Consider the following 25,470-nt stretch of genomic DNA (forward strand, 5'->3'; position numbering starts at 1 on the left):
CTTATGCTCCCGTTGCAGCCGCTGGGGTGGCCGCTGCCGGTGCTGCGTTGGCCACCATCGGCACGACCTGCGCCGCGATCGGGGCGCCCGGGCGCACGCGCTGCAGGCCGTTCACGACGATCTTCTCGCCTGGTTTCAGGCCTTCACGCACGATGCGCAAACCATCGTCCAGCGGGCCCAGTTTGACGCTGCGGTATTCAGCCTTGCCATCCTTGTCGACGACGTAGACGAACTTGCGGTCCTGGTCGGTGTTGATGGCGCGGTCGACGATCAGGATCTGCGGGGTCGGCGCGCCGCCGGCGATCTGCACGCGGGCAAAGAGGCCCGGCGCCAGCGCGCGGTCGGCGTTGGCCAGCGTGGCGCGCATGCGCACGCTGCCGCTGCGGCTGTCGAGCTGGTTGTCGACGAATTCGAGCTTGCCGCTGTGCGGGAAGCCTTCTTCGCCGGCCAGGCCCACCTTCACGTCCACCGGCTGGCCGGCGTTGGTGCGGCGCGACACGCGCAGGTAGGTGGATTCATCGCCATCGAAGCTGGCGTAGATGCGCTCGAGCGAGACCACCGAGGTCAGGACCGCGGTGGCGTCCACCAGGTTGCCCAGGGTGATTTCGGCCTTCGAGACGCGGCCGTCAATGGGTGACGTAACGCGGGTGTAGGCCAGGTTCAGGCGCGCCGTTTCGTGCTCGGCCTGGGCGGCGCGCACGCTCGCATCCAGTTCTTTCTGGCCGGCCGAGCGTTCGTCGAACTCGCGCTGGGCGATGGCCTTGTCGGCCAGCAGGCGCTCGGCGCGCTGCAATTCCAGGCGCGCCAGGTCAGCGCGTGCCTGCGCGGCAGCGGCGACGGCCTTGGTGCGGTCCGCTTCGGCCTGATACGGCCGTGGATCGATCACGAACAGGACCTCGCCTTTTTTCACTTCGGCGCCCGGCTTGAAGTTCACGGCCGTGATGTAGCCCGACACGCGGGGGCGGATTGCAACGACTTCGATCGCTTCCAGGCGACCGGAGAATTCCTGCGTTTCGGTCACGGCGCGCTGGATGACGACCGCGCTCGTGACTGGCGGTGCACTTGGCGCTGCCGCTGCCGGTGCGTCGTCGCTGGTGGCGTCCGCGCAGCCGGTGATACCGGCACCCGCGAGACCTGCGATTGCCAGCGCGGCGATGATGACGCGCAGTTTGCCCATCCCTGATTGGTTATTCATGATTAACCCTTTTATTAAGAACGATGAAGTACGACGATGAAAAAAAAGACAATAGAACCCCGTCCCGCGTCGCTGGCATGTCGGGCCAGACGAAACGCAGGCAAAACGAATCCCCTTCCGCGCCGGGGCGTGGAAAAATTTCTTGTTAGCTGATGTAGAGCCGGTGGCTTAGTCCGGCGGATGGCCGTGTGTTATCTGCGAGGCAGGTATTGCGGCTGGATACTGTGATTCATTCTCACTCTTTTATTGTTATTAACTATTACTTACCATTTTGGCTGCACCTATGTAGAGTGGACGGCATAGAAGTCCACCCTACGCGCTGCCGAGTCAGGTCCCCTGCCGCCCTTCCAGCCGCGCCAGGAAGTTGGCAATCTCGCCCATCGCCTGCCATTTGCAGGCGCATTCATTGCGCCCGTTCGGGTCTTGCAGATCGGCGGGCGCCATGCGCCGCACCGTGGTGCAGATTCCCGCATTGATCAGTTTTGCCCCATACAGCTCGGCTTCGTCGCGCAGCGGATCGTCCTCGGCCGACAGGATCAGCGCTGGCGCCAGGTTCTTCAGGCGACTCGAATGCAGCGGCGCCGCGTACGGATGCGAGCGGTCGGCTGCGTGGGGCAAATAGCCGCGATAGGCTTCGGCGCAGATCGTGGCGGCCTTTTCGCGGTCGGAGCATTGTGTGAGCTGGCGCATCGAACCGGTGCTCAGGGCCGGATCGAGCATCGGCATGACCAGGATCTGGCCAGCGAGTGCCGGACCACCACGATCACGCGACATCAGCGCGCAGACGGCCGCCAGATTGGCGCCGGCTTCGATGCCGGCCGTCACCAGGAGCTTGCCGTTCCAGCCAAGCTTGGCCTTGTTCTTCTTGGCCCACTGCAGGACCGCGTGGGCATCCTCGACGGCGGCCGGGAACGGGCTGACGGTGGCCAGCGTGTAGCTCGGCGCCAGCACCAGCGGCAGGTGATCGCATTCGGCCAGCGAGCGCAGGAAGTCGTCTGCCTCATCGAGGTCGCCGCTGTCGAAGCCGCCGCCGTGGTAGAACACGACCAGCATGTCGCGCTTGGCGGCCGGGCCGGCAGCGTACAGGCGCGCCGGCAGCGAGCCGGTGGCACCCGCGACCTCGAGGTCGCGTACTTTCAGCGCGCGCTCCGGCAGATCGCCCACGGCGTTCATCGCGGGACCTGCCCGAGCTCGAGTTCGACGATGCGCTCGTCAACCACGGCGCAATCGCCCACGCAGCTCATCTGCATCTGCATCGACAGCGCCCGCACACCGCGTGCTTCGGCGCCGGCGGCGCGGGAGTAAGCATCCGTGCAAAGCAATCCCGCCAGCGCGACGCCGCTAAGCGTGACTGCAACCGTGGTAAAAATGCCATCTCGAATACTCATGTCCTGCTCCGTCTTCTCAAGTAAAACTTTGTTGCGATGCACACATAATAGTCTTGATCGCAAATCGGATAAAGATGACAATACCGAATTGATTGTTCAGATTCCTGAACAATGTCACCAATTTTGAATGAAAACCGGGATGAACAAGCTGCAAGCCATGGAGGTGTTTGTACAAGTCGTCGATGCCGGCAGCTTCACGCGCGCCGCCGATACGCTCCAGATGCCCAAGGCAACCGTATCGACGTTGATCCAGGCGCTCGAAACATCGCTTGCCTCACGCCTGCTGCATCGCACGACCCGCCATGTGTCCGTGACATCCGACGGCGCCGCCTATTACGAGCGCTGCGTGCGGATCCTGTCGGACGTGCGCGACGCCGAAGAATCGCTCACGCGCCACCGCTTCAGTCCCAGTGGCCGGCTGCGGGTGGATGCACCCACGGGCCTGACCTGCGAAATCCTGATTCCGGCCCTGCCCGATTTCTTCGAGCGTTATCCCGATATCACGCTGGAGATGGGCAGCACCGATCGCCCGGTCGACCTGGTCGAGGAAGGCGTCGACTGCGCCGTGCGCGGTGGCGACCTGATCGACAGCAACCTGATTGCGCGCCGCGTTGGCGTGATCAATTTCGTCACGTGCGCGGCGCCCTCCTATATCGAGCGCTTCGGCATGCCGCTGCATCCGAACGATCTGGAGCGCCATCGCTGCGTGAATTATTTTTCGTCCAAGTCGGGCAAGGTCAGCGGCTGGGATTTCACCCGTGACGGCGAGCGCATCGAGGTCATGCTGCCCGGCGCTATCGCGCTCAACGACTCGAATGCCTATATCAAGGCGGGCCTGGCAGGCCTGGGCGTGATCAATATGACCGACTATCTTTTGTCCGAGCAGCTCGCGACCGGCAAGATGGTGCGGCTGCTGCCGGATTGGCGCTGCGATCCGATTCCCGTCCACGTGGTGTATCCGCACAACCGCCATTTGTCGGCCAAGGTGCGGGTATTCGTCGAATGGATCGCCGAGCTGTTCGCGAACCATGCCCATCTGCGCGTGCAACCGGCCGACACCATGGCGCCCACGCCGGCGTTGCCGCCACGATAGGGTGCCGAACGGGGAACAGCAGCGGTAGAATCGTCCTTACAACAATACAGGGAGACGCCGCCATGCACACCGCATCCACGCCCCGTGCCATCGATGTCTTGCTGGCGCGCTATGGCGAAAGCCACCGCAATCCGGTCAATGAGCTGATCCACATCGTGTGCATACCGGCGATCGTGTTCAGCCTGCTGGGCATCCTGTGGGCCATCCATCCCGTCGTCCCGCTGCTGGTCGTGGCGGTAGCGCTCGTGTATTACAGCAAGCTGTCACGCGCGTTTGCACTGGGGATGGCTGTGATGGCCGGCGCCATGCTGGTACTGCTGGCCATGTTGCCGGACGGGACCGTGTTGCCGACGGCGATCGGCGTGTTCGTGGCGGCCTGGATCGGCCAGTTCGTCGGTCACCATATCGAGGGCAAGAAGCCATCGTTCTTCGAGGATCTGCGCTTCTTGCTGATCGGGCCGCTGTTCGTGCTGAGTATTCTGTACCGGCGTATCCGGCTCGCATGGTAATGTTGCATTTCTACTACATCGGGGATGCCGGTCGATGAGGTGATGCCGACAGGAACCTGGCGGGCCATCTATACTCCCGCGATGTCTTCCCCCATCCTGTTTACCATCGCGTCCCTGATCTGGGGCTCGACCTTCTGGGCCATCACCCTGCAACTGGGACACACCGCGCCGGCGGTGTCGGTGGCTTACCGGTTCTTCCTCGCTGCCGCTGCCCTGTTCGCCGTATGCATCGTGCGCCGCGAACGCCTGAGCCTGCCATGGCGCACGCACCGCTGGATGGCGCTGCAGGGCGGCCTGACCTTCGGCATTTCGTATATCTGCACCTACCACGCGGAGCAGCACGTCGTCTCCGGCCTGGTGGCCGTGATGTTTGCGCTGATGGTGTTCTGGACGCCCATCTGGAGCCGCCTCTTTTTCGGCACCGCCATCAACCGCCGCACCTGGACCTGCGGCGCGGCCGCCACGGTGGGCGTCGCGCTGCTGTTCTGGCACGCCATTGGCGACGCCTGGCAGGCAATCCAGGCCGGCGGCAACGGTCACTTCATTGCGGGCGTCGTGCTGGCGCTGGCCGCGACCATGGCCAGCGCGGGCGGCAGCGTTGTCGTCACCAAGGTCAAGCAGCAGTGCGCGAACCTGCCGCTGACGATGGCGTGGTCGATGCTGTGGGGCGCGTCGATGGTGACGCTGTGGTCGCTCGCGAACGGCGACGCCTTCACGCTGCCCGACAGCGGTACCTACTGGGCCGGCCTGTTCTACCTGTCGATCTTCGGCTCCGTCATCGCCTTCTTTGCCTACTTCACGCTGATCGCCCGCATCGGCGCCAACAAGGCCGTGTACGTCACCGTCGTCACGCCCGTGCTGTCGGTGCTGCTGTCGGTGCTGCTCGAAGATTACCGCCCCGGCGCGCTTGAATTTCTCGGCATGATCGTGTGCCTGGCGAGCGTCGCCTGGGCCGTGCGTGCGCCCGCACCTAAAATTGTGCAATCCGCTAACCTGAACAATCCCATCGAATCGCCATGACCGCTGCCCCATTTTCCATCCGCCCTGCCCGTCCGGACGACGTCACCCACATCCACGCCATGATCGTGGAACTGGCCGTCTTTGAAAAACTCGAACACATGGTCGTGGCCACCGAAGCGCTGCTGCACGAAGGCCTGTTTGGCGCGCACCCGTCGTGCGAAGCGATCGTTGGCGAAGAGAACGGCGAGGTCGTTACCTTCGCGCTGTTCTTCCATAACTTCTCGACCTTCCTGACCAAGAAAGGTTTGTACCTCGAAGACCTGTATGTGAAGCAGGCGCATCGCGGCAAGAACATCGGCACGCGCATGCTGCAACGGCTGGCGCAGCTGGCGGTCGAGCGCGGCTGCGGGCGCTTCGAATGGTCGGTATTGGACTGGAACGAGCCTGCAATCAATTTCTACAAGGCGATGGGCGCTGACGTGATGCCCGAGTGGCGCATCTGCCGCGTGACGGGCGAGAGCCTGACGGCGCTGGCCGAACGCAGGTGATTTCGGCTGACGCTAAACCCGACCGACAAAGAAAAACCCACGACGCGTTGGCGCCGTGGGCAAACCCATTTTGGCAAATGGGGAGGGGAGAAGTTGAATCACGAGAAGGACTATAGCCAGCGATCCTTAACGATTGATTAAGCCTTACATTTGCTTACGGCCGTCACCGTTTTTTTTTCTACACGTCGCGAAATTCATCTTCTCCGAAACGCAGATGACAGCCTTGCGGGCGGTCAAGAGTTCAGCCGATGGTGCGCAAGACGCCGCCATGGATGACAGCCTGGCAGGGATTCAAACCCATCGCATAAGCAAGATCGGCAGGTCGCGCGATGTTCCATAACGCCAGGTCGGCGCGTTTGCCGACCGTGAGCGTGCCGATCTCGTCCTGCAGACCGAGCGCGCGCGCTGCGTGCGCGGTCACGCCCAGCAATGCCTCTTGCGGCGTGAGGCGCCACAAGGTGCACGCCATGTTCAGCGCCAGCAGCAATGACGTCAGCGGCGAGGTGCCGGGATTGCAGTCGGTGGCCACGGCCATCGGTACACCGGCGGCGCGCAAGGCGGCGATCGGCGGCTTGGTCGTTTCGCGCAGATAGTAATAGGCGCCCGGCAGCAGCACGGCCACCGTGCCGGCGCGGGCCATCGCAGCGATGCCCTCTTCGCTCAGGTGTTCCAGATGATCGGCCGACAGGCCGCCATGGCGCGCCACGAGTGCGGCGCCGCCCTGGTCGGACAACTGCTCGGCATGCAGCTTGACCGGCAAGCCCAGCGCGCATGCCTTCTCGAACACGCGCACGGTCTGCGCGTTGGTAAAACCGATGCGCTCGCAGAATGCATCGACTGCGTCGACCAGGCCCTGCTCCGCCAGCGCGGGCAGCATGACATCGCACACGTTGCTAATGTAGTCGTCCGGGCGCCCCGCGAATTCAGGCGGCAGCGCGTGCGCGCCCAGGAACGTGGTGACGACGCGCACCGGCAGCAGTTCGCCGACGCGGCGCGCTGCGATCAGCATGCGTTCTTCGGCGTCCAGCGCGAGACCGTAGCCCGACTTGATCTCGAGCGTCGTCACGCCTTCGGCCAGCAAGGCCTTCACACGCGGCAGGCTGGCCGCGACGAGCGCATCGACGTCCAGCGCACGCGTGGCGCGCACGGTGGCCATGATGCCGCCACCCTGGCGCGCAATGTCTTCATAGCTGGCGCCGTTCAGGCGTGCTTCCCATTCGTCGCTGCGGTTGCCGCCATGGACGATGTGCGTGTGGCAGTCGATCAGGCCGGGCGTGAGCCAGGCGCCACCGCAGTCGTATTCGCGCGCGGCCGGCGGTGCATCGCTTCGCGCGCCGATCCAGGCGATGCGGCCATCCTTGATGGCCAGCGCGGCGTCGTGCAGCAGGCCGTAGCCGTTGTCCATCGTGGCCAGGTGCACGTTGGACAGCAGCAGGTCAGTCATACATCCCCATGTCGTCGTCATCGTCGTCGGCATAGTAATGGACGTCGACGATATAGATGGTGGCCTGGCCGGCCTCGAGCGTCCAGACGGTGCCCTGGTCGAGCACCACCGCGTCGTAGCGCACGAGACCAATGCGCTCGTTGTCGCTGGCCAGCTGCAGGCTGTCGCCTTCAGCCAGGAACAGCACCGTGATCTCGGCGCGCGCGATGAAGGTCGAGTCGCCGCTCAGGCGCCGCCGGCCGAACTGGTGATAACAGCGCTCGCTGCGCGACATGACATTGAAGTCGGTCGTCGGTCCGCGATTGAGCTTGGCCCGCACTTCGGAGCTGCCGTCGAACGCCACGACCGGCTCGGCATGCGTGATCAGGGTCGGCTCGCCATCGATCTGCAAGGTCATGCCGTGGCCATCGACCAGCGCCAGCGTGCGGTCGACGCCCTCGAACTGCGAGAACGCGCCGTCTTCGGCGATGGTGGCGAGGCTGACGCGCCAGTCGAAATCGTCGAAGCCGGCGTCGAGCGGGCCGATCGCGATCTCGGTCGTGTTGCCGCCGCCGTTCTTCCACGGTACCGGGGCCAGGCCTGCAAACGGAATCAAGACAGTCATGTGGTCACCTTTCTAAGAACGCAAATCCCGGAGCGCCTGGCGGTAACGCGAGGCAATCGCCTCCTGCGCCCGGTGGCGGCCGCTTTGGACTACCCAGCGTCCGCCGCACAGCACGTCGCGCACGAGGTTATCGTTACCACAAAATACCATGCGACCAAGGACCTCGGCGTGGTCCACGCCGTCGAGGTTCGGATGCTGGGCATCCAGCACCAACAGGTCGGCACGCCGCCCTGCCGCCAGTGCGCCGACGCGCCGGCCAGTGGCTTGCGCGCCGCCAGCCAACGCAGCTTGCCACAAAAAGTCGCCGACACTGCGCTGCGCTGGCACGTGCGCCACATTGCGCTGCCGGTGCTGCAGGCGCTGGCCGTATTCGAGCCAGCGCAATTCTTCGACGGGGCTCTGCGATACATGGCTGTCGCTGCCGATGCCGAAGCGCCCGCCGGCGGCGATGTACGGCGCCAGCGGAAACAGGCCGTCGCCCAGATTCGCCTCGGTGGTCGGGCACAGGCCGGCAACGGCACCGCTACCCGCCAGTGCCGTCACTTCGGCCGCGTCCAGGTGCGTGGCGTGCACGAGGCACCAGCGTTCATCAGGCGCGAGCTGGTCGAACAGGTAGGCAACGGGCCGCTGGCCCGTGTGCGCGATGCACTGCGCCACCTCGGCCTCTTGCTCGGCGATGTGGATGTGCAGCGGCCGCGCGGCGGGCAAGCCGGCCGCCAGCGCGCGGATCGCATCGATGCCGGCCGCGCGCAGCGAGTGCGGCGCGGCGCCCACTTCGAGCTGGCCACCCCGCAGCGGCGCCAATGCTTCGGCGATGCCCAGCACGTCGTCGACGTCCGTGCGAAAGCGCGCCTGGACCGGCGTGAGCGGTTGCGCGCCAAACCCGGCATGGCTGTACAGCACCGGCAGCAGCGTCACGCCCATCCCGGCCAGTTGCGCGGCGGCGGCCACGCGCTCGGCGGTTTCGGCAGGCCGCGCATAGCTGGCGCCATCGGCAGCGCGCTGCAAGTAATGAAATTCGCAGACCGACGTGTAGCCATGGCGCAGGCATTCGGCAAACAGCTGCGCGGCGATGGCTTCGATCTGTTCCGGCGTGATGCGCGCGGCGAAGCGGTACATCAGGTCGCGCCAGGTCCAGAAGCTGTCCGGCCCTTCGCTGCCTGTTTCGGTCAGGCCGCCCAGCGCGCGCTGGAACGCGTGCGAGTGCAGATTGACCATCCCAGGCAGCACGTACTCGGCGCGCGCCACGTTCAGGGGCGGGCGCGCGCCGGGCGCCACCTGCGTCAGGTCACCCCCGCTGTCCCATTCGAGCAGCACGTCGCGCTGCCAGCCCTGCGGCAGCAGCGCGTGGCGCGCGAACAGCGCTGTCATGGCCGCACCCAGTCGACGGCGGCCTTGACCATGTCGCGCAGCAGTGGCTGCAGCGTCGCGGCAACCGCTGGCCGGTACTCGAACGGCGGCGCTTCGTTCATGTACAGGTACTGGCATTTCTCGAGCTGGATCGCATGCACGCCAGATGCCGGCTGGCCGTAGTGGCGCGTGATGTGGCCGCCCTTGAAGCGGCCGTTGAGCGCGAGCGAAAAGCGCTCCTGCGTGCGCGCCACGTCCAGCACCGCGGCTTCCAGCCCCGGCGCGCAGGAGGTGCCTTCGGCCGTGCCGAAGTTCAGGTCGGGCAGCGTGCCCTCGAAAAAGCGCGGGACAACGGAGGCGATGGAATGCGCATCCCACAGCACCACGCGCCCGTGCTCCATCTTCAGCCGATCGAGCTCCGCGCGCAACTGCGCGTGGTACGGCTGCCAGTAGCGCGCCAGGCGCCGCTGCACCTCGGCCCCGTCGGGTTCCATGCCATCGCGGTACAGGCGCTCGCGCCCGAAGGTGTCGAGCGGGCACAGGCCGGTGGTATCCAGGCCCGGATACAGGTTCGTGTCTTCGGGCGGGCGATTCAGGTCGATCAGGTAGCGCGACCAGCGCGCCGAGATGGTCGAGATGCCCATCTCTTCGAGGAAGCCGTACAGTTCGGGCAAGTGCCAGTCGGTGTCGGCGCGCGCGGCGGCGCACGGCGCCAGCGTGTGCGCTACCTCATCGGGAATATCGGTGCCCGCATGCGGCATCGATACCAGCATGGGAAGCCTGCCTGCCTTGAACCGGAATTCCATCGCAACTCCCTGGTCGATTTACGGATGCAGCGCCGCAAACAGCGCCTTGCACGAGGCCGACAACGCGCCCTGCCACACCATCGTGCGCGCTGCTTCGATGTCTGGCGCAAAGAAGCGGTCAGCATCATATGGCGCGACCTGCTCGCGAAGCTGCGCGTGGACCGATTCCAGCGTCTGCGAACTGCGCAACGGCCGGTGGAACTCGATGCCCTGGCACGCGGCCAAGAGCTCGATGCCGACGATCACGCAGGTATTGTGCGCCATCTGGTGAAGACGGCGCGCCGCGAAGGTGGCCATGCTGACATGGTCTTCCTGGTTGGCCGACGTCGGCAGGCTGTCGACGCTGGCGGGATGGGCCAGCGACTTGTTTTCGGACGCCAGCGCCGCCGCCGTCACGTGCGCGATCATGAAGCCGGAATTCAGGCCCGGCTCGCGCACGAGGAAGGCCGGCAGGCCGGACAGGTTGGCATCGATCAGCAGCGCGATGCGGCGTTCAGCCAGCGCGCCGATCTCGGCGATGGCCAGGGCCAGCGAATCGGCGGCAAACGCCACCGGCTCGGCATGGAAGTTACCGCCCGAGAGGATGACGCCATCGTCGAACAGCAGCGGATTGTCGGTGACGGCATTCGCCTCGATCAGCAGCGTGCGGCCGGCATTGCCGATCAGGTCCATCACGGCGCCCATCACCTGCGGCTGGCAACGCAGGCTGTACGGGTCCTGCACGCGCTCGTCGCCCACCAGGTGCGAGGCGCGGATCGCGCTGCCGGCCACCAATTCGCGGTAGATGGCCGCTGCCGCGATCTGGCCCGGCTGCCCGCGCACCGCATGGATGCGGGCATCGAACGGTGCATCGCTGCCACGCGCGGCATCGACCGACAGCGCGCCGGTGACCATCGCCGCTTCGAGCAGGCGCTCGGCCAGGAACAGGCCGTGCAACGCCAGCGCGGTCGAGACCTGGGTGCCGTTGATCAGCGCCAGGCCCTCTTTTGCGCCCAGCACGACCGGCGCGATGCCGGCCGCCGCCAGCGCGTCGACGGCGTCGACCAGCACGCCGTTGTGACGCACCTGGCCCACGCCGAGCATCGCCAGCGTCATGTGCGCCAGCGGCGCCAGGTCGCCCGACGCGCCGACCGAGCCCTGCACGGGAATGGCCGGCATAATGTTCGCGTTGTACAGCGCAATCAGCGTCTCGACGATGAGCGGGCGCACGCCCGAGTAGCCGCGCGCCAGGCTGCCGATCTTGGTCAGCAGGATCAGGCGGACAATCTGGTCGTCGATCAGCGGCCCCGTGCCCACCGCATGCGACAGGATCAGGTTGCGCTGCAGCGTGGCCAGTTGCTCGACCGGGATATGGGCCTTGGCCAGGATGCCGAAGCCCGTGTTGATGCCGTAGGCCGGATCGCCCTTGGCGACGATGGCGTCGACGGCCGCACTGGAGGCGGCGATGTCGCGCCAGGCATCAAGGGCCAGGGTCAATGGTGCGTGCGCGCTCCAGGCGGCGCGCAGGTCGCCCAGGGTCAGCTGGCCGGGTTGCAGAATGAATTCGTTCATGGATTTATTTGATCATCGGAAGATTGAGGCCATTGCGCCGGGCGCAGTCGATGGCGGTGTCGTAGCCGGCGTCGGCGTGACGCATGACGCCCGAGCCGCAGTCGTTGACCAGCACCCGCGCCAGGCGTTTCGCGGCGGCGTCGGTGCCGTCGGCCACGATGACGACGCCGGAGTGCTGCGAATAGCCCATGCCCACGCCGCCGCCATGGTGCAGCGAGACCCAGGTCGCGCCGCCGGCCGTGTTGAGCAGCGCATTGAGCAGCGGCCAATCGGATACGGCATCGGTCCCGTCGCGCATCGCTTCGGTTTCGCGATTCGGGCTGGCGACCGAGCCGGTGTCGAGGTGATCGCGCCCGATGACGATCGGCGCTTTCAGTTCGCCCGTGCGCACCATCTCGTTGAAAGCCAGGCCCGCCAGATGGCGCTCGCCCAGGCCCAGCCAGCAGATGCGCGCCGGCAGGCCCTGGAACGCGATGCGGTCACGCGCCATGTCGAGCCAGCGGTGCACGCGCGCGTCGTGCGGGAACAGTTCCTTGATTTTCGCATCTGTCTTGTAGATGTCGTCCGGGTCGCCCGACAGCGCCACCCAGCGGAATGGCCCGCGCCCTTCGCAGAACTGCGGCCGGATATACGCTGGCACAAAGCCGGGAAAGTCGAAGGCATCCTGCACGCCTTCATCCTTGGCCACCTGGCGGATGTTGTTGCCATAGTCGACCGCGTGGCAGCCCATGGCCTTGAAGTGGAGGATCGCGCGCACGTGCTGCGCGCAGGATGCCGCCGCGTCGCGCGTCAGGCGCGCGTGCTGCGCCGGGTCACGCTGAGCGGCCTGCCATTCGGCCACGCTCCAGCCGCTCGGCAGATAGCCGTTGATCAGGTCATGGGCCGAGGTCTGGTCAGTGACCAGGTCGGGCTTGATGCCGCCGGCACGGGCGCGGCGCACCAGTTCGGGCAGCACGTCGGCCGCGTTGCCGAGCAGGCCAATGGAGACGGCCTCGCGCTGCGCCGTGTGATGCTGCACCATCGCCAGCGCCTCGTCGATGTCGCGCGCCTGCTTGTCGAGGTAGCGCGTGCGCAGCCGGAAATCGATGCTGCTCTGCTGGCATTCGACGGTCAGCGACACGGCGCCGGCGAAGCTCGCGGCCAGCGGCTGGGCGCCGCCCATGCCGCCCAGGCCCGCCGTCAGGATCCAGCGCCCGAGCATGTCGCCGCCAAAGTGCTGGCGCCCTGCTTCGGCAAAGGTTTCGTAGGTGCCCTGCACGATGCCCTGCGTGCCGATATAGATCCAGCTGCCGGCCGTCATCTGGCCGTACATGAACAGGCCACGGCGATCGAGTTCGTTGAAGTGCGCCCAGTCGGCCCACTTGGGCACCAGATTGGAATTTGCCAGCAGCACGCGCGGGGCGTCCGGGTGGGTCTGGAATACGCCGACCGGCTTGCCGGACTGGATCAACAGGGTCTGGTCGTCATCGAGCTCGCGCAGGCTGGCCAGGATCTGGTCGTAGCAGGCCCAGTTGCGGGCTGCGCGGCCGATACCGCCGTAGACGACGAGGCGCTGCGGGTTTTCCGCGACCTCGGCGTCCAGGTTATTCTGGATCATGCGGTAGGCCGCTTCGGTCAGCCAGCTCTTGCAACTGAGCGTCGTGCCGCGTGGGGCCTGGACCACGCGCGAAGGGTCGAAGCGGGGATCGTCGATGAGACTGGCATCTTGGGACATGGCGGCTCCTTCGGGTCAGGGATGAGCTCCGCTTGCTTGCCGGATGGGTGGCTGCCAACCATCACCGCGTGGACGGAGAATCCGTCCACCCTACCGCATTCAGGTTGTCTATACAACCCCACTGGATTACTTTTTGAAGACCTGTTTGCCCGCCACCCAGGTTTCGAGCACACCGGTCTTGTGGATGTCGTACGTCGGCATCTTGAACAAGTCCTGGTCGATGATGATGAAGTCGGCCTGCTTGCCCGTTTCGAGCGAGCCGAGGCTGTCTTCACGGTGCCCGGCGTATGCAGCGTCGAGTGTGAAGCAGCGGAATGCTTCCTTCAACGACATCGCCTGGTTCGGGTACCAGCCGGCCACCGGCTGGCCCTGCGCATCCTGGCGCGTGACCGCCGCGTGCAGGCCGAAGAACGGGTTCGGTGCTTCGACCGGGAAGTCCGAGCCGCAGGCGATGCGTGAGCCCTGGTGCAGGAAGGTGCGCCAGGCATACGCGCCCTTGATGCGCTCAGGGCCGACGCGGGTCTCGGCCATGTTTTTATCCGACGTCGCGTGGGTCGGCTGCATCGACGGGATGATGCCGATCGACTTGAAGCGCGGGATGTCGCCTGGCTGCACGACCTGCGCGTGCTCGATGCGGTGACGCTGCGCGCTGCTCTTGGTTGCGGAGACTTCTTTCTGGTAGATGTCGAGGATCTGCTTGTTGCCGGCGTCGCCAATGGCATGCACATTGACCTGGTAACCGCGGCGCATTGCCTTGGTCATCATGGTGTCCATCTGCCCGCTCTTGAAGAACAGCAGGCCGTGCGAATGCGCGTCATCGCTGTACGGCTTGATCAGCGCCGCGCCGCGGCTGCCCAGCGCGCCGTCCGAATACAGCTTTACGGCGCGCAGTGCGTACATGCCGTTGCCGTAGTCGTTCAGCGGGCCGTTCTTGGCCAGCACATCGAAGTCCGCGCCGGCGCCGCCGATCATGCCGTACACGCGCGTCGTCAACTTGCCCGCATCGGCGTAGGCGCGGTACAGGCGGTCCTGGGTCACGTCCACGCCGGCGTCGTGCACGCTGGTCAGGCCCACGCGCGCCAGTTCGCCCAGGGCGCGATCGAGCATCGTGCGCGATTCGGCCTCGGTCTGCGCTGGCAGCACTTTGGTCAGCAACTCCTGCGCGGTATCGACCAGGACGCCGGTCGCTTCGCCATTCGCGTCGCGCACGATCTTGCCGCCGACCGGGTCCGGCGTGGCTTTCGTGATGCCGGCCAGCGCCAGCGCGCGGCTGTTGGCCCAGCCGGCGTGGCCGTCGACGCGTTCGAGCCACACCGGCCGGTCGCTGACGACGGCGTCGAGTTCGGCCGCGGTGGGGAAGCGCCCCAGCTTCCAGTTTTCCTGGTTCCAGCCACGCCCGCGCAGCCATGGGTGCCCCGGATTGGCGCCCGCATACTCACCGATCGACTTGAGCGCGCCGGCCAGCGACGTGCTGTTGAACAGGTCGAGCTGCGTCAGTTGCTGGCCCAGGCCGAACACGTGGCCGTGGGCGTCGATCAGGCCGGGCAGCAGCGTGCGGCCTTTCATGTCGATGCGTTTGGCTTGCGGCGCCTTGGCCGCGACATCCGCGCTGGCGCCCACGGCGATGATGCGGCCCGCGTCGTCAAAGGCGAGCGCGGTGAACTGCACCAGGTCGCCCTTGGTGTTGAGGGTATAGCCGTTGGCGTTGTCGATCAGGGTCGCGGCGTGGGCTGGCAGGTTGCCGGCAACGGCCAGAACGATCAGGGAACACAAGGGGGTCAAGCGGGCGCGCATGCGTGGTTTTCTCCGTCGGTTGGGATCCCGCGCCTCGTGGGCGCAGCTCGGCAGAGTGTATCGAAATTTGCATGCCCGGCATAGCACCGGCGTCCGTTCAATCCGGCCTGGATGCTGCCTGCTCTTGTTCCCGTTCGAGCAGCGTGCGCTTGCGCTCAATGCCCCAACGATAACCGGACAGCGCCCCGCCGGTGCGCACCACGCGGTGGCAGGGAATCGCGACCGCTACCGGATTGGCTGCGCAGGCCCCGGCCACGGCGCGCGCGCCGCCGGCCACGCCGACGATGACGGCCAGTTCGGCGTAGCTGACCGTGCGCCCGGCCGGAATGCTGCGCAGCGCCTGCCACACGCGCTGCTGGAAGGCCGTACCGCGCACGTCCAGTGGCAACTCGAGACCGATACGCGGCGCTTCGACCAGCCCGATCACCTGCGCCACGGTCTGCCCGAACGCCGCATCGGCGCCTTCCAGCGCGGCGTGCGGAAAGCGCGCCTGCAGATCGTCCAGCAGCGGCGCCGGCGCATCGCCGATCAGGATCGCGCAGATCCCGCGCCCGGTCGCCGCGACCAGGATCGCACCCAGCGAGCACTGCCCGATGGCAAAGCGGATCGTCTCACCGCGCCCGCCGGCCCGGTAGTGCGCCGGCGCCATCCCCAGCACCGCCTGCGCGCCCGCATAGAAGCGCGTGCTGGAGCCGTAGCCGGCGTCGAACAACGCATCGAGTACCGGCGCGCCCTGCGCCAGCCCGCGCCGTACGCGCTCGCCGCGCCGCGCCGCCGCATACGCTTTCGGCGTGATCCCCGTCTGCGCCTTGAACACGCGGTGGAAGTGAAAGCGGCTCATGCCGGCTGCCTGTGCCAGGCTGTCGAGGTCCGGCGCTTCATCGGCGGCATCGATCAGGCGGCACACCCGCGCAACGGCGTCGCGCTGGCGCTGGGCCAGCGGCGGCAAGTGCGGCGCGCAGCGCAGGCAGGGCCGAAAGCCGGCCGCTTCGGCAGCATCCGGGCCCGCATGGAAGGCCACGTTGGCGCGCCGCGCCGCGCGCGACGGGCACGATGGCCGGCAATACACGCCGGTGGTGCGCACCGAATACACGAAGCGGCCGTCGAAGGCCGGGTCGCGCTGCTGTACGGCGGCCCAGCGCAGATCGGCGCTGTCGGCGCCGGCATCGGCTGCGGCATCGGTGGGGTTGGTCATGTTCATCTCCATGGGTCAGGCGGCAAGCCTATCGTAGCGCCATGCCTGGTGCTATGCACACCGGGTCTTGCTTTCGAATCGAATGCTAGAATCTGGTCAGGTCAGACAGGCCGTCATCTCGGAGAACAGCTTGGACCCACGGATCACCCACGATCATCTGCAAGAAAGCACCCCGGACAAAGCACCCATTTTCCGTCAGATCAAGGACTACCTGGTCGGCGAAATCGCGACCGGGCGCTGGAAGGAAGGCGACCTGGTACCGTCCGAACAGGCGCTGGTGCGCCTGTTCGGCGTCTCGCGCATGACGGTCAACCGCGCCGTGCGCGAGCTCACCGCCGAACAGGTCCTGGTACGGCGCCAGGGCTCGGGCACGTATGTCGCGCCGCAGAAGTACCAGGCCACGCTGGTCGAGATCCGCAACATCGCCGACGAGATCCGTGAACGCGGCAGGCAGCACACCAGCCGCGTGCTGGTGCTCGAAGCCGGCGTAGCAGACGATACGCTGGCCGCCGAATTCAACCTCGACGCCGGCAGCACGCTGTACCACTCGCTGATCGTCCACTTTGACAACGACGTGCCGATCCAGTTTGAAGACCGCTGGGTGAATCCGGCCTGCGCCCCGGCCTACCTGGAACAGGATTTTTCCAGCATCACGCCCAATGAACACCTGATGGTAAGTGCGCCGCTGCAGGGCGCGACCTATGCCATCGAGGCACTGCCGGCATCGAGCGAGACGGCGCAGCGTCTTGGCATCGCGTCCGGCGCGCCGTGCCTGGTGCTGCACCGGCGCACGACGTCGGCCGGCCGGATTGCCTCGGTGGCCACGTTATGGCATCCAGGCCATCTGGCCCGCTTCACGGGCAGCGTTTGAAAATAATCATGCAAACAGACAACAAACCATGTCACACTCCGGCCATATGGCGGGCCCGCCATTCTCTTCTCCGCCGGGTATGACCATGCCATCGCACGCTACCGATGCACCGTCCCTGGACGCGCCCCTGCACGTTCTGGTGCTGGACGACGATCCGCTGCTGCTGGAAGTAATGCGCGAAATGCTGACTGCATGCGGACCGCACACGGTGGTGCTCGAAAGCGACGCGCGCCGTGCGCTGCAGCGCCTGGATGACGCCATGCCCGCTGTCCTGATCTGCGACCTGATGCTCCCGGAAATGGATGGCATCGAATTCCTGCAAGCTGCGGCGGCGCAAGGGTATCAGGGCAAGGTAATCCTGATCTCGGCGCTGGAAGACGGTGTGCGCGAAGCGGCTGGCGAACTGGCGCGCGCGCTGGGACTGCAAGTGGTCGGGTCGTTTCGCAAGCCGCTCGAACAAAACCAGTTGCGCGAGGCATTGGCTTGTTGAATTTTTGTACAAGCGGCTAAACACTTTTCAAAAAAATGCGGTATTATTCGCCTCATTCCCCGCCTGACACCCTCTAGCCGTTCTTCCAATATTGAAATTCGCACACAGTGCCTCCACCATTGTGTAGTAACAATATTAAGCAGCACAGGAAGATACCCCCTAGCCGGTAGAGACGTTCCCCATGTCCTGTCTCAAGGCGTTAATCACAGTTATTACCTCTTATTGAGGAAACCATGAGCGAAAACATCAAACACATCAGCGATGCATCCTTTGAATCCGACGTGCTCAAGTCCGAGCTGCCGGTGCTGGTCGATTTCTGGGCCGAGTGGTGCGGTCCTTGCAAGATGATTGCCCCGATCCTCGAAGAAGTCGCCAAGGAATACGGCGGCAAGATCACGATCGCCAAGATGGACGTCGACGCCAACCAGGCTGTTCCAGCCCAGTTCAGCATCCGCGGCATCCCGACCCTGATCCTGTTCAAGAATGGCGAAGTCGCTGCGCAAAAAGTCGGCGCACTGGCTAAAGGTCAATTGACCGCGTTCATCGACAGCAACATCTGATTCAGCTGATACAATAAGCGGCGACGACGCGCCCGCGTCATCGCCTCCCGGCCGGGAGGGCCCACGGCTCATTGCCACCTTCCCGCCTTGATTAACCCACGCAGTTCCCTCCCCTACCTTTTTTACCCGTCACGGGTTACCCACACACATGCATTTATCTGAACTGAAGGCGATGCACGTTTCCGCGCTGCTGGAAATGGCAATCGGCCTCGATATCGACAACGCAGCCCGCCTGCGCAAACAGGAATTGATGTTTGCAATCCTGAAAAAGCGCGCAAAAGGCGGTGAGCAGATCTTCGGCGACGGCGCTCTCGAAGTGCTGCCGGACGGTTTCGGTTTCCTGCGCTCGCCAGACGCGAGCTATATGGCCTCAACCGACGACATTTACATCTCGCCGTCGCAGATCCGTCGTTTCAACTTGCATACGGGTGACTCGATCGAAGGCGAAGTACGCACGCCAAAAGACGGCGAACGTTATTTCGCGCTGGTCAAGGTCGACAAGGTCAATGGCGAATCGCCAGAGGCCTCGAAGCACCGCATCCTGTTCGAGAACCTGACGCCGCTGCACCCGAACGAGCCGCTGCGCCTCGAGCGCGACATGAACGGCGCCGAAAACATCACCGGCCGCATCGTCGACCTGATTTCGCCGATCGGCAAAGGCCAGCGCGGCCTGCTGGTGGCGTCGCCAAAGTCCGGCAAATCGGTCATGCTGCAGCACATCGCGCATGCGATCACGGCCAATCACCCCGACGTCACGCTGATCGTCCTGCTGATCGACGAACGTCCGGAAGAAGTGACCGAGATGCAGCGTTCGGTGCGCGGCGAAGTCGTCGCCTCGACCTTCGACGAACCAGCGACCCGCCACGTGCAGGTTGCCGAGATGGTGCTGGAAAAAGCCAAGCGCCTGGTCGAAATGAAAAAAGACGTCGTGATCCTGCTGGACTCGATCACCCGCCTGGCGCGCGCCTACAACACCGTGATCCCTGCCTCGGGCAAGGTCCTGACCGGTGGTGTCGACGCCAACGCGCTGCAGCGTCCGAAGCGCTTCTTCGGCGCGGCCCGTAATATCGAAGAAGGCGGCTCGCTGACCATTATCGCGACCGCGCTGATCGAAACCGGTTCGCGCATGGATGACGTGATCTTTGAAGAATTCAAGGGCACCGGCAATATGGAAGTGCACCTCGAGCGCCGCTTGGCCGAAAAGCGCGTCTACCCGTCGATCAACCTGAACAAATCGGGCACCCGTCGCGAAGAACTGCTGATCAAGCCGGACCAGCTGCAAAAGATCTGGATCCTGCGCAAGCTGCTGTACTCGATGGACGAGATCGAAGCGATGGAGTTCATCCTCGACAAGATGCGCGCAACGAAGAACAACGTGGAATTCTTCGACATGATGCGCCGCGGCGGCTAAGCCACCGCAACGCAGCACGCGCAAAGGCAGCCTTCGGGCTGCCTTTTTTGTTGGGCATTGCCGGAAGGTGAAAACCAATTTATAATCGCCGGTTCTGCCCAACCCTGGCAAGTGATCGGCAATCGGGTCAAGAAGCGAGACGACCGACGAAGTGCTGTTTGGCTACCAACTCAATAGAAAGCAAGACCATGAAAAACGAAATTCACCCAGAATACCGCGACGTCGTGTTCCATGACGTGTCGTGCGACTTCAAGTTCATCACGCGCTCGACCATCAACACCCGCGACAAGATCGAACACGAAGGCAAAGAATACCCACTGGTCAAGATCGAGGTGTCGGCTGAATCGCACCCGTTCTTCACCGGCAAGCACAAGATCGTCGACACCGCCGGTCGCGTCGAGAAATTCCGCCAGAAGTTCGGCGCAGTTGGCTCGAAGACCTCGGTCGCCAACGGCTAATTGCCGATGTAATACCGTCAAAGCCTTCACCGGCTTTGGCCAGACAGCCGGCTTTGCCGGCTTCAAAAAAGAAGCCGCTGACCCGGCTTCTTTTTTTTCGCGGCTATACTACGCGCTCATTTCTGCCATCAGACTTATCGATGAAACCAGTCCGTCTTCCCGCCGCCGCCACCCTCGCACTGCCCCGCTGGGCGCTGCTTGCGCTGGGCCTGTTCTACATCCTGCCAGGCCTGATCGGCCGCGATCTGTGGAAGGAAGACGCCGCCAGCTTCGGCATCATGTGGACGATGGCGCATGGCACGCTGGCCGACTGGCTGTACCCGAACATCGCGGGCCTGGCCAGCGTGGACGAAGGCCCGCTCGCGTTCTGGCTCGGCGCCGTGTGCATCAAGCTGTTCGGCTGGCTGCTGGGCGACGTGCTCGCTGCCCGCGTCTCGACGGTCGGCATCTTCGTGCTGGGCACGATGTCACTCTGGTACACCGCCTTCCACCTGGGCCGGCGCGCCGAAGCGCAACCGCTGCGCCTGGCCTTCGGCGGCCAGCCCGAGCCGGACGACTACGGCCGCATGCTGGGCGATACCGCCGTCCTGATCTACCTCGGCAGCCTGGGCCTGCTGCTGCAAAGCCACCTGACGCTCGCAGCGACCCTGCAGGGCGCGCTGCTCGCCTTCTTCCTGTACCGCGCCGTGCGCTACGTCGAACTGGCCAGCACGCGCAATGCGGTGCTGGTGGGCCTTGCCCTTGGGGCGCTGGCGCTCACGCAAGGCTTCCTGCCGCCGCTGGTACTGATCGTGGCGCTGTTTGCCTGTACCCGCTACCTTGAGCTGCCCACACCGCGCGCCCTGCGCGACCTGGCCGTTGCCGCCGGTGTCGGCTTCGGCCTCACGCTGATCTGGATCGTGCCGGCCACGGTATTGCAACCCTATGGCCTGTCGCCGGTCGCCGACTGGCTCGACTGGAACGCGCGCCAGATCGGCCTGCCCGGCTGGCCGGCGCTGAAAGCCTTCTTCCGGATCGGCATCTGGTTCTTCTGGCCGGCCTGGCCATTCGCCTTGTGGGCAATCTGGGCCTGGCGCCGCCAGCAGATGCTGCATATCGTGCTGCCCGTGTTCTTCTTCCTGGCGCTGGTGCTGCAAATGCTGGCCGACCCGTCGCCCGAAAACAGCGACTTCCTGAAAATGCTGCCGCCCCTGGCACTGATGGCTGCCTTCGGCCTGCCGACGATGAAGCGCGGCGCCATCAATGCCATCGACTGGTTCTCGGTGATGGTGCTGACGATGCTGAGCGCGATCATCTGGCTGTTCTGGGTCGCCAAGCTGACGGGCTGGCCGGCGCAGCTGTCCAAGAACGCGCTCAAGCTGGTGCCAGGCTTTACGCCCGAAATCGGCGTGGTCACCTTCATCGTGGCGGCCGGTGCCAGCGTCGGCTGGATCATGCTGGTGCACTGGCGCCTGTCGCGCCAGCCGGCGGTATTGTGGCGCGCCGTGGTGCTGTCCTCGGGCGGTCTGATCCTGCTATGGGTGCTGTTGATGACGCTGTTCCTGCCCGACCTCAACTACGGCAAGAGCTACGCCGGCGTAGCCCAGCAGATCGCCGCCCGCCTGCCGGCCGACGCGAATTGCATCGCCACCAACGTCGGCCCGGCCCAGCGTGCCTCGCTGGCCTTCTACGGCCGCCTGCCATTCGTCACGCTCGCCGGCGGCAAGTGCGACTACGTGCTGCTGCAAGACAGCCTGCGCAACCGTCGCGACGCCACCCTGCTGCCCAAGTGGAACGTGCGCGACGCGGTGCCGCTATGGGAAGGCCGGCGCGCTTCGGACCGCGACGAACGCTTCCGGCTATTCCGCCAGAAGCCCTGAGCACCTCCCTCTCCCAAGCCGCACATCTGTGCGGCTTTTTTGTTGTTGGCCGATGAACTGGCCAAAAATCACCTGTGCGCGGCAAGTGTTGTCTTTATGAGAAGCTGGCTTCAACGAATGCGTGTTTGCGCGCAGTCAAACGTCAGCCACTGAGCGCTCGTCACAATGATCAAGTCAATGACGAATCAACTAATAGTCGGCTGGATATTGCACCAGTTTTCTTGATCAGCGTGAACACGGACTGATGCCGGCAGCCAGGGGAGAGCACCATGAATAGCGTGACATTTTCTGAAATCGAGCGTATCAGGAAACGCCCTGGCTTCCTGCAGCGCATCGACACCTGGCGTCAGTCGCTGCCGTGGGCGCTCACGCTGCTGGCCGGGCTGCCACTACTGGTACTGGGTCTGCACATGATCGATCCCAACACGCCGATGCCGTTCCTCGTGGTGCCCGCCGTCATCGGCGGCCTGCTGCCCATCTGCATGCTGGGCCCGGGCCGCTTTGAAATGCGCAGCCGCATCGATGCTCACCAGATGATCGACCGGCTGGACGAGGCCCTTGAAACGCTTGGCTACCGCCGCACCGCCGCCGACAGCACCAGCATCCGCTACTTCCGTCCACGCCCCTGGCTGCGCGGGCAGGAAGGCGCGATCGATGTCGCAGTGCGCGAGCATGTGCTGGAGATCGTCGGGCCGATGGGGAGCTTGCGGTTGTTGCAGCATCGGATGACGTGTTAGGCGGGTCGTCGTTTGCCGCCGAAGAATCGATCTGGCAGCCCTCACACCGAATTTCGCGGCGCACTGGCCAGCTGAGCAATCGATGTGCTAAGATGCCCGCCTGCGATTGGGCCTCTGTGGCGGAATTGGTAGACGCACTTGACTCAAAATCAAGCGCCGTAAGGCGTGCCGGTTCGATTCCGGCCGGAGGCACCACCTACTCGCATCAAGCATTCGTATTACGCTAAAAACCCGCAATCTTCCCAGGAAGTGCGGGTTTTTTGCTATCTGGCGTCAGCATCATCAAACGCCGTTATTTCAACGCTTCCGCCTCCGCCTTGTAGGGCTGACACTGAGCGTTCCCTCGTGCGGCTCGATGAACCGACGCCTGATGATAGTCGAGTTGAAGCTGAAGCCTGTATTCACCTAAGCGCAAATAAGTAACAACGTATGCTTCGGATCGGCTCCTGCTTATCACATTTGCTGCGGGATTTTCAGCTCGGCAATCGGCTATTTTCTAAGGCTCTAGGGTTTGGTCTTGCATTCAGACAGGAACTCTAAAAAGGCTTTGGGGACAAGCTCTAAGGTCTGGTTGACATTCGAACACGAGCTCTAATGCAATTAAACTTGTTCGTCTTTCAACGGCATCGCTGAGTGAGTATCGGCTCTTCCAATGCCGTCGCTTAACTTTGAAGATGAGGCAAACATCAAATTTAAATCCGAACTTTGACTTGGTTCGTGCAAAGTTGAGTCTGTGTCCAAATGTCAGACCTGACCCCAATTTTCCTGACCCCAATTTTCCGACCAAAAGAAGATGTCACCTAGGTCGGCGGTCAGCATAAAGTGGCTACGTCCGCTTCGGGACGAATCCGGCCGGTCGCGGCCACCTCTGGATTTTCGACTTAGCAACCTGTTATGCTGGACCGAACGGCCGGGTTCGGTCAGAAGCGGACTGTTAAAGAAATCTGCGGAGGACAAGTGCACTCATCTCTCGAACCACTCATCAGAAAATGGCGTACAGCTGACATCGGCGTGTTGCCGCCGTATGGCGAAGCGATAATAAGCTCAACTTTTTTAGAAGCAGGAATTGAACCGTCGAAAGACCTCATCACGCTTTATAGCGCTATCGGTGGCATGGAAAGCGACGACCGTGATCTCTGGCGTCTCTGGTCCCTATCCGAAATTGACGGTCGTAAGGCAGAAACGAATGAGTTTGGCGTGCTGTTCTCTGACTACTTGCTGGAATCTTGGGTCTACCGTGTGAAGCCGATTAGTAAAGAAGTAAGCGCCATCTACGTGGATTACTTCGACGGAAAGGCATCTATCTTGGTCGCCACATCGCTTGAGCAATTTTTCAGTCTGTATGCCGCAAATGCAGATAAGCTCTTGACTCAAGTCGGGTAAGTTCAGCGTCAATGCAATGTCCGGTTTGGGTCGAAACCAGACCTTTCGTACTGGATCTTGCCCCAAGCGCACGACCTGCCGTCCACGGTATTTAACATAATTTACGATGCGCGATCACGGTGAGTCTCGCCCTCATTCAACGGCTGCTTTGGGTTGGTTCCTGCCTCTCACGGTCACCGCTGGATTTTCAATCTGGCAACCTGCTATGCTGGCCTGAACGGCCGGGTTCGGCCAAAAGCCGACTATCGAGTCGCTGATCGGGCCATCTGACTCGTTTGGGTTAACGATTCGCTGGCGCGAATCTGTATAGCACTCAATACTCACGAGGCACTCATGCTTAAACGACAATTTTTGCTCTCTGCTGCAGTGCTGCTAGGGAGCAGCGCTGCAGACGCCTGCCAAGGGCCATTTCCTATGGTGGCCGTTCAATACCTCGTAAACGAACCGGTGCCTGAACGCGTAGAAGCAACGATAACAAATCCATTAGAAAAGCTGTTAAGCGGAACGTCACGTCTTGCTGAAATGCGTTCCATGACAGGTCACGGTTCGGCTGCATTTGAGTTGCGATTCGACGGCGGAGCCACTGAACAGGATCTGGAGACGGTAAAGCAGCGAGTGCAGAGACTAGCCCTCGCTGAAGCAATTCAAGTCATATCCACTAAAGTATTTCTCACCTCATCATGCTTGAGTACGTGGCCATGGTCTGAAGACTAGCAGGCGAATGCATGTAACGGTCGACGTGAGTCTTCTGGTTTCGTGCGAATGGAATCAGCAATCATGTAGCGACCGGCTGCTTTGGGTCGAATCCGGCCTGTCGTGACTGTCCGTGACTTTTCCGTCATGGCAACCTGCTAAGCTGACCGAACGGCCGAGTTCGGCCAGATGCGGACCTTAAACTTAACGAGCATTAGGCACTTTTAGCATGGACAGAAATTTGCGTAAGCTCCTCGACGAATGTACGAATGACATCGCCATGCAGTATCAAATAGCGGGAATCACATCCTCAACCGTCAGAAACTACATCGTTAACGAAATGGCTACCGCAATTAGGGGGCGCGATTGGGAGGCCTCTCGCACGTTACTAGCGATGACCCGTGTCGTAGAAGACTCCGAGGTCAAGGCTGATATCCTCAATAGCCTCCTCGTTACGCCTGGACACGAACTGCATCAGGAAGTGACGATGGAGATTCAGAGGCTCAAAAGCCCATCGAGCGTTCCCTACATTCGTTCTGTACTAGAAGGCGGGTTTGGCTTCCTCGTGTACACCGGCTCTGATGACGAGGTGATCGCGAAATGGTTCAGTCATGCTCTAGCCAAAATTGGCACGGTTGAGGCCATCGAAGTCATCAAAGAATTTTGGGCCGATGACAATGCAGGGATTGCAGAAGAAATGAGCTACCGAATTAAAAAAATAGCAACCTGATGTCATCGCTCTGATTCTCGGGTGAAAGTCTGCTTCGGGTCGAAAGAAGGCGTTGGTAGCACTCAGCGTTGCATGATGGACTCGCATTGCACTTCTTAAACGGGCCGTAGCGACTACGCACAGATTA

Annotated in this window: 25 protein-coding genes and 1 tRNA gene; 15 read left to right on the forward strand and 11 right to left on the reverse strand. The window is 63.4% G+C overall.

Translation table 11 applies throughout. From position 1 onward, the window contains the following. Window position 1: 1 nt before the first annotated feature. From AC56LY_RS17185 to AC56LY_RS17195, 3 genes are all read right to left on the reverse strand, one after another. Window positions 2–1,195 (reverse strand): efflux RND transporter periplasmic adaptor subunit, encoded by a 1,194-nt coding sequence (locus tag AC56LY_RS17185; RefSeq protein WP_499581480.1) that lies wholly within the window; start codon window positions 1,193–1,195, stop codon window positions 2–4. A gap of 327 nt (window positions 1,196–1,522) precedes the next feature. Next, on the reverse strand, window positions 1,523–2,368 hold the full coding sequence (locus tag AC56LY_RS17190) for an alpha/beta hydrolase (protein ID WP_499581482.1): 846 nt from the start codon (window positions 2,366–2,368) through the stop codon (window positions 1,523–1,525). Further along, on the reverse strand, window positions 2,365–2,583 hold the full coding sequence (locus AC56LY_RS17195) for a hypothetical protein (RefSeq protein WP_258835739.1): 219 nt from the start codon (window positions 2,581–2,583) through the stop codon (window positions 2,365–2,367). Before AC56LY_RS17195 ends, AC56LY_RS17190 begins: the two co-directional genes overlap by 4 nt. 139 nt (window positions 2,584–2,722) lie before the next feature. Between AC56LY_RS17195 and AC56LY_RS17200 the strand changes: the two genes are divergently transcribed. From AC56LY_RS17200 to AC56LY_RS17215, 4 genes are all read left to right on the forward strand, one after another. Beyond that, the gene (locus AC56LY_RS17200) at window positions 2,723–3,676 is read left to right on the forward strand and encodes a LysR family transcriptional regulator (protein WP_499581484.1); all 954 of its coding nucleotides are present in this window, start codon (window positions 2,723–2,725) and stop codon (window positions 3,674–3,676) included. A 62-nt stretch (window positions 3,677–3,738) separates the two neighbouring features. Further along, complete coding sequence (locus tag AC56LY_RS17205) at window positions 3,739–4,185, forward strand: Mpo1 family 2-hydroxy fatty acid dioxygenase (protein WP_499581486.1); 447 nt, start codon at window positions 3,739–3,741, stop codon at window positions 4,183–4,185. Window positions 4,186–4,266: 81 nt separating this feature from the next. Continuing rightward, window positions 4,267–5,205 (forward strand): DMT family transporter, encoded by a 939-nt coding sequence (locus tag AC56LY_RS17210; protein ID WP_499581488.1) that lies wholly within the window; start codon window positions 4,267–4,269, stop codon window positions 5,203–5,205. Continuing rightward, window positions 5,202–5,693: a GNAT family N-acetyltransferase gene (locus AC56LY_RS17215; RefSeq protein WP_499581490.1), complete on the forward strand. Its 492-nt coding sequence runs from the start codon at window positions 5,202–5,204 to the stop codon at window positions 5,691–5,693. Before AC56LY_RS17210 ends, AC56LY_RS17215 begins: the two co-directional genes overlap by 4 nt. Before the next feature lie 241 nt (window positions 5,694–5,934). Here the strand turns inward: AC56LY_RS17215 and hutI are convergent, their stop codons facing one another. The 8 genes from hutI to ada form a co-directional block, all read right to left on the reverse strand. Beyond that, window positions 5,935–7,137, reverse strand: a complete 1,203-nt coding sequence (gene hutI, locus AC56LY_RS17220) for an imidazolonepropionase (RefSeq protein ID WP_499581492.1) — start codon at window positions 7,135–7,137, stop codon at window positions 5,935–5,937. Continuing rightward, entirely contained in the window at window positions 7,130–7,741 is a 612-nt protein-coding gene (locus tag AC56LY_RS17225; RefSeq protein ID WP_499581494.1) for a HutD/Ves family protein, read from the reverse strand. Before AC56LY_RS17225 ends, hutI begins: the two co-directional genes overlap by 8 nt. Before the next feature lie 12 nt (window positions 7,742–7,753). Beyond that, window positions 7,754–9,112, reverse strand: a complete 1,359-nt coding sequence (locus AC56LY_RS17230; protein WP_499581496.1) for a formimidoylglutamate deiminase — start codon at window positions 9,110–9,112, stop codon at window positions 7,754–7,756. Further along, complete coding sequence (hutG, locus tag AC56LY_RS17235; RefSeq protein WP_499581498.1) at window positions 9,109–9,897, reverse strand: N-formylglutamate deformylase; 789 nt, start codon at window positions 9,895–9,897, stop codon at window positions 9,109–9,111. The genes AC56LY_RS17230 and hutG overlap by 4 nt, the downstream gene beginning before the upstream one ends. Before the next feature lie 18 nt (window positions 9,898–9,915). Then, window positions 9,916–11,448: a histidine ammonia-lyase gene (hutH, locus tag AC56LY_RS17240; RefSeq protein ID WP_499581500.1), complete on the reverse strand. Its 1,533-nt coding sequence runs from the start codon at window positions 11,446–11,448 to the stop codon at window positions 9,916–9,918. Window positions 11,449–11,452: 4 nt separating this feature from the next. Beyond that, on the reverse strand, window positions 11,453–13,162 hold the full coding sequence (gene hutU, locus AC56LY_RS17245) for a urocanate hydratase (RefSeq protein ID WP_499581502.1): 1,710 nt from the start codon (window positions 13,160–13,162) through the stop codon (window positions 11,453–11,455). Between the two features lie 126 nt (window positions 13,163–13,288). Beyond that, window positions 13,289–14,956: an amidohydrolase gene (locus tag AC56LY_RS17250; protein WP_499581504.1), complete on the reverse strand. Its 1,668-nt coding sequence runs from the start codon at window positions 14,954–14,956 to the stop codon at window positions 13,289–13,291. 97 nt (window positions 14,957–15,053) lie between these two features. Beyond that, entirely contained in the window at window positions 15,054–16,157 is a 1,104-nt protein-coding gene (ada, locus tag AC56LY_RS17255) for a bifunctional DNA-binding transcriptional regulator/O6-methylguanine-DNA methyltransferase Ada (protein WP_499581506.1), read from the reverse strand. Window positions 16,158–16,281: 124 nt separating this feature from the next. On the opposite strand from ada, the gene hutC reads away from it, so the two are divergent. The 11 genes from hutC (at window position 16,282) to AC56LY_RS17310 (ending at window position 25,343) form a co-directional block, all read left to right on the forward strand. Then, entirely contained in the window at window positions 16,282–17,022 is a 741-nt protein-coding gene (gene hutC / locus AC56LY_RS17260) for a histidine utilization transcriptional repressor HutC (protein WP_499581508.1), read from the forward strand. An 85-nt stretch (window positions 17,023–17,107) separates the two neighbouring features. Continuing rightward, on the forward strand, window positions 17,108–17,512 hold the full coding sequence (locus AC56LY_RS17265; RefSeq protein WP_499581510.1) for a response regulator: 405 nt from the start codon (window positions 17,108–17,110) through the stop codon (window positions 17,510–17,512). 233 nt (window positions 17,513–17,745) lie between these two features. Next, window positions 17,746–18,072, forward strand: a complete 327-nt coding sequence (gene trxA, locus AC56LY_RS17270) for a thioredoxin TrxA (protein WP_482896324.1) — start codon at window positions 17,746–17,748, stop codon at window positions 18,070–18,072. A gap of 148 nt (window positions 18,073–18,220) precedes the next feature. Continuing rightward, window positions 18,221–19,483 carry a transcription termination factor Rho gene (rho, locus tag AC56LY_RS17275; RefSeq protein WP_183556196.1) on the forward strand — a complete coding sequence of 421 codons (1,263 nt, stop codon included), beginning with the start codon at window positions 18,221–18,223 and terminating at the stop codon, window positions 19,481–19,483. A 188-nt stretch (window positions 19,484–19,671) separates the two neighbouring features. Continuing rightward, the gene (locus tag AC56LY_RS17280; RefSeq protein ID WP_499581512.1) at window positions 19,672–19,941 is read left to right on the forward strand and encodes a type B 50S ribosomal protein L31; all 270 of its coding nucleotides are present in this window, start codon (window positions 19,672–19,674) and stop codon (window positions 19,939–19,941) included. A 140-nt stretch (window positions 19,942–20,081) separates the two neighbouring features. Then, window positions 20,082–21,800: an ArnT family glycosyltransferase gene (locus tag AC56LY_RS17285; RefSeq protein ID WP_499581514.1), complete on the forward strand. Its 1,719-nt coding sequence runs from the start codon at window positions 20,082–20,084 to the stop codon at window positions 21,798–21,800. A 269-nt stretch (window positions 21,801–22,069) separates the two neighbouring features. Next, complete coding sequence (locus tag AC56LY_RS17290) at window positions 22,070–22,537, forward strand: hypothetical protein (RefSeq protein ID WP_499581515.1); 468 nt, start codon at window positions 22,070–22,072, stop codon at window positions 22,535–22,537. 110 nt (window positions 22,538–22,647) lie between these two features. Continuing rightward, window positions 22,648–22,732, forward strand: a tRNA-Leu gene (locus AC56LY_RS17295). Window positions 22,733–23,431: 699 nt separating this feature from the next. Continuing rightward, a complete protein-coding gene (locus AC56LY_RS17300; RefSeq protein ID WP_499581517.1) occupies window positions 23,432–23,920 on the forward strand; it encodes a hypothetical protein in 489 nt (162 codons plus the stop codon). Window positions 23,921–24,253: 333 nt separating this feature from the next. Beyond that, complete coding sequence (locus AC56LY_RS17305; RefSeq protein ID WP_499581519.1) at window positions 24,254–24,634, forward strand: hypothetical protein; 381 nt, start codon at window positions 24,254–24,256, stop codon at window positions 24,632–24,634. 220 nt (window positions 24,635–24,854) lie between these two features. Further along, complete coding sequence (locus AC56LY_RS17310; protein WP_499581521.1) at window positions 24,855–25,343, forward strand: hypothetical protein; 489 nt, start codon at window positions 24,855–24,857, stop codon at window positions 25,341–25,343. Window positions 25,344–25,470 lie beyond the last annotated feature (127 nt).

Source organism: Telluria sp. ZT3P25 (assembly GCF_059685895.1).

What these genes read in the sequence shown, in the direction of transcription:
- AC56LY_RS17225 (WP_499581494.1), bottom strand. Translation starts at nt 7,741, where the DNA reads ATGACTGTCTTGATTCCGTTTGCAGGCCTGGCCCCGGTACCGTGGAAG.
- AC56LY_RS17285 (WP_499581514.1), top strand. Translation starts at nt 20,082, where the DNA reads ATGAAACCAGTCCGTCTTCCCGCCGCCGCCACCCTCGCACTGCCCCGC.
- hutH (WP_499581500.1), bottom strand. Translation starts at nt 11,448, where the DNA reads ATGAACGAATTCATTCTGCAACCCGGCCAGCTGACCCTGGGCGACCTG.
- AC56LY_RS17290 (WP_499581515.1), top strand. Translation starts at nt 22,070, where the DNA reads ATGAATAGCGTGACATTTTCTGAAATCGAGCGTATCAGGAAACGCCCT.
- AC56LY_RS17195 (WP_258835739.1), bottom strand. Translation starts at nt 2,583, where the DNA reads ATGAGTATTCGAGATGGCATTTTTACCACGGTTGCAGTCACGCTTAGC.
- AC56LY_RS17200 (WP_499581484.1), top strand. Translation starts at nt 2,723, where the DNA reads ATGAACAAGCTGCAAGCCATGGAGGTGTTTGTACAAGTCGTCGATGCC.
- hutI (WP_499581492.1), bottom strand. Translation starts at nt 7,137, where the DNA reads ATGACTGACCTGCTGCTGTCCAACGTGCACCTGGCCACGATGGACAAC.
- ada (WP_499581506.1), bottom strand. Translation starts at nt 16,157, where the DNA reads ATGAACATGACCAACCCCACCGATGCCGCAGCCGATGCCGGCGCCGAC.
- AC56LY_RS17250 (WP_499581504.1), bottom strand. Translation starts at nt 14,956, where the DNA reads ATGCGCGCCCGCTTGACCCCCTTGTGTTCCCTGATCGTTCTGGCCGTT.
- AC56LY_RS17280 (WP_499581512.1), top strand. Translation starts at nt 19,672, where the DNA reads ATGAAAAACGAAATTCACCCAGAATACCGCGACGTCGTGTTCCATGAC.
- hutU (WP_499581502.1), bottom strand. Translation starts at nt 13,162, where the DNA reads ATGTCCCAAGATGCCAGTCTCATCGACGATCCCCGCTTCGACCCTTCG.
- AC56LY_RS17215 (WP_499581490.1), top strand. Translation starts at nt 5,202, where the DNA reads ATGACCGCTGCCCCATTTTCCATCCGCCCTGCCCGTCCGGACGACGTC.
- hutG (WP_499581498.1), bottom strand. Translation starts at nt 9,897, where the DNA reads ATGGAATTCCGGTTCAAGGCAGGCAGGCTTCCCATGCTGGTATCGATG.
- AC56LY_RS17230 (WP_499581496.1), bottom strand. Translation starts at nt 9,112, where the DNA reads ATGACAGCGCTGTTCGCGCGCCACGCGCTGCTGCCGCAGGGCTGGCAG.
- AC56LY_RS17190 (WP_499581482.1), bottom strand. Translation starts at nt 2,368, where the DNA reads ATGAACGCCGTGGGCGATCTGCCGGAGCGCGCGCTGAAAGTACGCGAC.
- AC56LY_RS17205 (WP_499581486.1), top strand. Translation starts at nt 3,739, where the DNA reads ATGCACACCGCATCCACGCCCCGTGCCATCGATGTCTTGCTGGCGCGC.
- AC56LY_RS17300 (WP_499581517.1), top strand. Translation starts at nt 23,432, where the DNA reads ATGCTGGACCGAACGGCCGGGTTCGGTCAGAAGCGGACTGTTAAAGAA.
- trxA (WP_482896324.1), top strand. Translation starts at nt 17,746, where the DNA reads ATGAGCGAAAACATCAAACACATCAGCGATGCATCCTTTGAATCCGAC.
- rho (WP_183556196.1), top strand. Translation starts at nt 18,221, where the DNA reads ATGCATTTATCTGAACTGAAGGCGATGCACGTTTCCGCGCTGCTGGAA.
- AC56LY_RS17210 (WP_499581488.1), top strand. Translation starts at nt 4,267, where the DNA reads ATGTCTTCCCCCATCCTGTTTACCATCGCGTCCCTGATCTGGGGCTCG.
- AC56LY_RS17185 (WP_499581480.1), bottom strand. Translation starts at nt 1,195, where the DNA reads ATGAATAACCAATCAGGGATGGGCAAACTGCGCGTCATCATCGCCGCG.
- AC56LY_RS17305 (WP_499581519.1), top strand. Translation starts at nt 24,254, where the DNA reads ATGCTTAAACGACAATTTTTGCTCTCTGCTGCAGTGCTGCTAGGGAGC.
- AC56LY_RS17265 (WP_499581510.1), top strand. Translation starts at nt 17,108, where the DNA reads ATGCCATCGCACGCTACCGATGCACCGTCCCTGGACGCGCCCCTGCAC.